Genomic DNA, 5,910 nt, shown 5'->3' with positions numbered 1-5,910 from the left:
GCGGTGGTGGTCTACGTCCGGGACGGCGGCATCACGCCCGCCGACAAGGTCGAGGCGGCCAAGGACGCCCTGGCCTTCGCCTCCGCCCCGCACGTGGTCGGCCCGGTGACCGGGCCGGTGGAGTCCGCCGACGGCCAGGCGCTGCAGACCATCGTGTCGGTGGACATCGGCACCGGCGGCTGGCAGGACCTCCGCCCGGCGGTGGACAGCCTGCGCGCCACCGCCGCCGACAACAGCCTCGGCATGACCACCCATGTCACCGGCCCGGCCGGGGTCGGCGCCGACCAGGCCGAGGCCTTCGCCGGGATCGACTCCACCCTGCTCGCCGCCACCGTCGCGGTGGTGATCGTCCTGCTGCTGCTCACCTACCGCAGCCCGGTGCTGTGGATGCTGCCGCTGTTCTCGGCGGCCGGGGCGCTGGTGGTCGCCCAGGCGGTGATCTATCTGCTGGCCGACCACGCCGGACTGACCGTCAACGCGCAGAGCGCCGGCATCCTCATCGTGCTGGTGCTCGGCGCGGGGACGGACTACGCCCTGCTGCTGACCGCCCGCTACCGGGAGGAGCTGCGCCGGCACGAGGACCGGCACGAGGCGATGGCCTTCGCCCTGCACCGGGCCGGTCCGGCGATCCTCGCCTCCTCCGCGACCGTGGTCGCCTCGATGCTCTGCCTGCTGGTCGCGGAGATGAACTCGACCAGCGGCCTCGGCCCGGTCTGCGCGATCGGCGTCCTGGTGGCGCTGGCCGCGATGCTGACCCTGCTGCCCGCGCTGCTGGTGATCCTCGGGCGCTGGGTGTTCTGGCCGGTGAAGCCCGCCTTCGGCACACCGGAACCGACCCGCTCCGGACGCTGGGCGCACGTCGGGGAGTGGATCGCGCGGCGGCCGCGCAAAGTGTGGATCGGTACCGCGCTCGCCCTGGCGGCCTGCTGCGTCGGACTGGTCTCGCTGAACGCCACCGGGCTCAGCACCGCCGGCAGCTTCACCGGGACGCCGGACTCGGTGGTCGGCCAGCAGGCCCTGGAAGCGCACTTCCCGGCCGGCACCGGCGCGCCGCTGACCGTCGTCTCGGCGGCCGCCGAGAGCGGCGACCCGGGCGACTCCCGGGATCGCGAGCACCACGGAGCCGACGTTCCACGAGGGGCGGGCGCTGTTCCGGGCGACCCTCACCGACCCGCCGGACAGCCAGGCCGCCAAGGACACCGTGGACCGGCTGCGGACCGCCGTGCACGCGGTGCCGAACGCCGACGCCCAGGTGGGCGGTTCGACGGCGGTGATCCTGGACGCCGGCCGGGCCGCGACCTCCGACAACCGGACCATCATCCCGCTGGTGCTGGGCGTGGTGCTGGTGATCCTGGCCCTGCTGCTGCGCGCGGTCACCGCGCCGCTGGTGCTGATCGCCACCGTCGTGCTCTCCTACGCCGCCGCGCTCGGCATCAGCGCGTTCTTCTTCGAGCACGTCTTCCACTTCGAGGGACAGGACAACTCCTTCCCGCTGTTCGTCTTCGTGTTCCTGGTGGCCCTGGGCATCGACTACAACATCTTCCTGATGACCCGGGTGCGCGAGGAAGCCACGCAGTTGGGCACCCGGCGGGGGGCGGTGGCCGGACTGGCCGCGACCGGCGGTGTGATCACCTCGGCCGGGCTGATCCTGGCCAGCACCTTCGCCGTGCTGGGCACCCTGCCGGTGGTGGGCTTCGCCGAGATCGGCTTCGCGGTGGCCCTCGGCGTGCTGCTGGACACCCTGGTGGTGCGCTCCGTCCTGGTGACCGCGCTGACCGTCGACCTGGACCGGCACATGTGGTGGCCGAGCGCGTTGTCCGGACAAGTTCCTCCGTCCGAGAAGGAGTTGGCCAGACAGCTTTAAGTTACCAATGAGTTCATATGGTTATCGTTCACTGTCTGGACGAGCGTGGCCGGATCTCGCTTCACTGCGCACATGCCAACTCCCTCCACGCGCCGCCCCGGCGCGCGCCTCGCCGCGGTGTGCACCGCTGCCGCCGCCCTGCTCGCCCCGCTCGCCGCCGCGCCGAGCGCCTTCGCCGCCCCCGCAGAGGGCACCGACCGGGCCGCGACCGCGCAGGCCGCCGCGCTGCCGACGATCCCGGCGCTCAAGGTGCTGACGTACAACATCTTCCTGATGAGCAAGAGTCTCTACCCCAACTGGGGCCAGGACTACCGGGCCAAGGCCATCCCGGCCACCGACGTCTTCCAGGGCCAGGACGTCGTGGTGCTCCAGGAGGCCTTCGACAACGCCGCCTCCGACGCCCTGGTGGCCCAGGCCTCGGCGCAGTACCCGTACCACACCCCCGTGGTCGGCCGCTCGACCAGCGGCTGGGACGCCACCTCCGGCAGCTACAGCTCCACCACGCCCGAGGACGGCGGGGTCACCCTGCTCAGCAAGTGGCCCGTCCTCCGCAAGGAGCAGTACATCTTCAAGGACGCCTGCGGGGCGGACTGGTGGTCCAACAAGGGCTTCGTCTACGCCGTGCTGAACGTCAACGGCGTGCGCACCCACGTGATCGGCACCCACCTCCAGTCCACCGACTCCGGCTGCTCGGCCGGCCAGCCCGCCACCGTCCGGGCCGCCCAGCTCAAGGCGATGAAGGCGTTCGTCGACGCCAAGAACATCCCGGCCGCCGAGCCGATCGTGCTCGCCGGTGACCTCAACATCGACTCGCACGGCAGCGAGTACCCGTCGCTGCTGGCCAACGCGGGCGTGGCACCGGCCACCACCCGCGACGGCTGGGTCAACTCCTTCGACACCGCGGACAATTCGATCGCGGCCTACCGCTACCCCGGCGAGCCGAAGGAGGACCTCGACTACGTCCTCTACCGCGCCGATCACGCGCGCCCGGCCGCCTACACCAACTCGGTGGTCCGCTTCCACAGCGCGCCCTGGACGGTGAGCAGCTGGGGCACCAGCTACACCTACAACGACCTGTCCGACCACTACCCGGTCACGGCTGGCTGAGCCAGCGGCTCCGCGCGGCGGTCCACCGGGGTCAGCCGGCCCCGGTGAACCGCCGGTAGGCGGCGGCCAGTCCGGCCTCCAGCGGGCGGCCGCGCACCGTGATGCCGGAGGGACCCAACTCGTCCAGGGCGGTGGGTGTTCCGTCCTGCTCGGGGTCGACCGGGGCCGGCACCCGGCCGCGCCAGTAGACGTCGAGCAGCTCGGCGAGCGGCCGGTCGGCGCGGTGCTCCGGGCGGCGGTCGGCACCGCGTTCGGGGTGGCGGTCCGGGCGGCGTTCCGAAGGGTGTTCCGAAGGGGTCACGAGGTCACACTCCGATCGAGTCGGCGGACAGGGTGAGCAGCTCCCGCAGCCGCTCGGCCGGGAGTTCGGCCAGCCACTGCTCGTCGGCGCCGAGCGCTGCCTCGGCCAATGTCCGCTTGGCGGTGAGGAGTTCGTCGATCCGCTCCTCGACCGTGCCCGCGCAGACCAGCCGCCGCACCTGCACGTCACGGCGCTGCCCGATCCGGTGCGCGCGGTCGGTGGCCTGGTCCTCGACCGCCGGGTTCCACCAACGGTCCAGGTGCACCACCTGGTTGGCGGCTGTCAGATTGAGCCCGGTGCCGCCCGCCCGGAGCGACAGCAGGAACACCCGCGGCCCGTCCGGCGACTGGAAGCGCTCGACCATGGCGTCCCGTCGCCCGCGCGGCACGCCGCCGTGCAGATAGAGCACCTCCTCGCCCAACTTCCGCCGCAGATACGGCCGGAGCATCGCACCGAACTCGGCGTACTGGGTGAACACCAGCGCCCGGTCCCCCTCGGCCAGCGCCTCCGTCAGCAGCTCCACCAGCCGCTCCACCTTGCCCGAACGGCCCGCCACCGCCGTGCCGTCGTGCAGCAGCTGGGCCGGGTGGTTGCACACCTGCTTGAGCCGGCCGATCGCCGCCAGCACCGCGCCCTTGCGCTCGACCCCGCGCAGCCCGCCCAGCCGCTCCAGCAGATCGGTCACCACCGCCCGGTAGAGCCCGGCCTGCTCGGCGGTCAGCGAGCAGCTGACGGTGAACTCCTGCTTGGCGGGCAGGTCCTGGACGATCTGCGGATCGCTCTTGCGGCGGCGCAGCAGGAACGGGCCGGTGACCCGCCGCAGCCGGGCCGCCGCGTCCACGCTGCCGGTCTGCTCGACCGGGTTGGCGAACCGCTCCCGGAACGACTCCGGGCTGCCGAACAGCCCCGGGTTGGCGAAGTCCAGGACGGCGTGCAGATCGGCCAGCCGGTTCTCCACCGGGGTGCCGGTGAGCGCGATCCGCGGGCCGGAGCGCAGCGAGCGCAGTGCCCTGGACTGCCGGGCCGAACGGTTCTTGATGTGCTGCGCCTCGTCGGCGACGATCCGCCGCCAGTGGATCCGGCGCAGCTCGGCGGCGTCCCGCTGGACCACCCCGTACGTGGTGATGACCAGGTCCGGGAGGTCGGCGGAGCTGTCGAGGCCGAGGCCGGTGCCGGGCGCGGCCGGGGCGGGCGCGGTGCGGTCGGAGCCGTGGTGGACGTGCACCCGCAGTCCGGGCGCGAAGGCGGCGGCCTCCCGGCGCCAGTTGCCGACCAGCGACATCGGACAGACCAGCAGCACCGGGCCGCGGGCCCCGCGTTCCCGCTCCAGGGCGAGCAGGGCCAGGGTCTGCACCGTCTTGCCCAGGCCCATGTCGTCGGCCAGCACCGCGCCGAGGCCGAGCCGGCCGAGCGCGTCCAGCCAGGCCAACCCGCGCCGCTGGTAAGGGCGGAGGGTGCCGGTGAAGCCCTCGGGCAACTCCGGGACCCGGTCCGCCGGGCCCGGCCGGCCGGCCAGCAGGTCGCCGATCGGCCCGGCCGCCCGCACCTCGGTGACCGGCAGCCCGTCCACCACCGCGCCGTCGTCCACGGCCAGCCGCAGCAGCTCGACCGGCGCCATGGTGCCGGTGCCGTGCTCGGCCAGGAACCTCACGGCGACGGCGAGTTGGTCCAGATCGACCTCGACCCAGCGGCCCCGCAACCGGACCAGCCCCTGCTGGGCGGCGGCGAGATCGGCCAACTCCCGCTCGGTCAGCGTGACGTCGCCCAGGGCGAGCCGCCACTCGAAGGCCAGCACGGCGTCCCGGTCGACCTGTGCGAGGCGCCGCACGGCGGCCGGGCCGTCGGCGGGCGCGCCCGCCGTCAGGACCAGACCGAGCCGGGGCCGGCGCTGCCACCACGCGGGCAGCAGTACGCCGAAGCCGGCGGCGGTGAGCGCGGGCGCGTCCTCGCGCAGGAAGCGCAGGGCGCCGGCCCGGCCGAGCCGGGCCTCGGTGGGGAAGGTGCCGGTGAGCAGGGCGCGCAGCTCCGGGGCGACCCGGACGGCGCGGGCCAGCTCCTCGTGGAACGCCTCGACCGGATCGCCGGCCCCGGCGGGGACGGCGTCGGCCAGGGCCTCCCGGGCCGGGTCGCCGGCGCCGGGGCGCAGCGCGGCGGCCGGGACCACCAGGGACGGGCGGTCGACGCGCGGACCAGCAGGTCCAGCCGCCAGGAGTCGGCGGCCGGGTCGGCGGCATCCGGGTGGTCGGCGACGTCCGGGTGGTTGGCGACGTCCGGGTCGGCGTCGTGGCCGAGCGGCTCGGTGAGACGGAAGTCGAGCCGCAGCGGCCCGTCCGCCGGGCGGGCCGTCTGCCAGGCCGTGAGCCGTTCGGGCAGTCCGGCGTGCGGCGCCTGGCCGAGCCTCCCGTCGGGCGAGTGCAGGGCGGCGAGGAACGGCTCGGCGGGCGGGTCGAGATCGGCCAGGGCGACCCGGGCCTCCTGGTCGACCAGGGCGTCCAGCACCCCGGTGAACAACGCGGCGGCGGTCGGCGGCGCGGACGTGCCGGGCGGGCCGTCGGCAGAGGCCGCCGCCGGGTGCTCGGCCCGGCACACCGGCGGACAGCCCGCGACCAGCGCGGCCGACTCCCGGCGGGCCGGCGCG

5 protein-coding genes and 1 pseudogene are annotated in these 5,910 nt (G+C 74.3%); 4 read left to right on the top strand and 2 right to left on the bottom strand.

The window, feature by feature from the left end:
• Positions 1–3: 3 nt before the first annotated feature.
• From VR45_RS50810 to sph, 3 genes and pseudogenes are all read left to right on the top strand, one after another.
• A pseudogene (locus VR45_RS50810) lies at positions 4–831 on the top strand (MMPL family transporter); the annotation flags it as partial.
• Between the two features lie 370 nt (positions 832–1,201).
• Positions 1,202–1,864, top strand: a complete 663-nt coding sequence (locus VR45_RS50805) for an MMPL family transporter (RefSeq protein ID WP_052709588.1) — start codon at positions 1,202–1,204, stop codon at positions 1,862–1,864.
• 72 nt (positions 1,865–1,936) lie between these two features.
• A complete protein-coding gene (sph, locus tag VR45_RS33890) occupies positions 1,937–2,971 on the top strand; it encodes a sphingomyelin phosphodiesterase (RefSeq protein WP_045943745.1) in 1,035 nt (344 codons plus the stop codon).
• A 31-nt stretch (positions 2,972–3,002) separates the two neighbouring features.
• On the opposite strand, the gene VR45_RS33885 is transcribed toward sph, so the two are convergent.
• Positions 3,003–3,272: a hypothetical protein gene (locus VR45_RS33885; protein WP_045943744.1), complete on the bottom strand. Its 270-nt coding sequence runs from the start codon at positions 3,270–3,272 to the stop codon at positions 3,003–3,005.
• Between the two features lie 4 nt (positions 3,273–3,276).
• Positions 3,277–5,436, bottom strand: coding sequence for a DEAD/DEAH box helicase (locus tag VR45_RS33880; RefSeq protein ID WP_052709587.1), 2,160 nt, complete (start codon positions 5,434–5,436; stop codon positions 3,277–3,279).
• Positions 5,437–5,684: 248 nt separating this feature from the next.
• On the opposite strand from VR45_RS33880, the gene VR45_RS49390 reads away from it, so the two are divergent.
• Positions 5,685–5,910, top strand: a 226-nt coding sequence (locus tag VR45_RS49390; protein WP_234326431.1) for a hypothetical protein, incomplete at its 3' end; no start/stop codon positions are given.

This window comes from Streptomyces sp. NRRL S-495, from assembly GCF_000966955.1.
In the GTDB taxonomy this organism is placed as follows: Bacteria; Actinomycetota; Actinomycetes; order Streptomycetales; family Streptomycetaceae; genus Kitasatospora; species Kitasatospora purpeofusca.
This window is presented reverse-complemented; position numbering and strand designations above follow the sequence as displayed.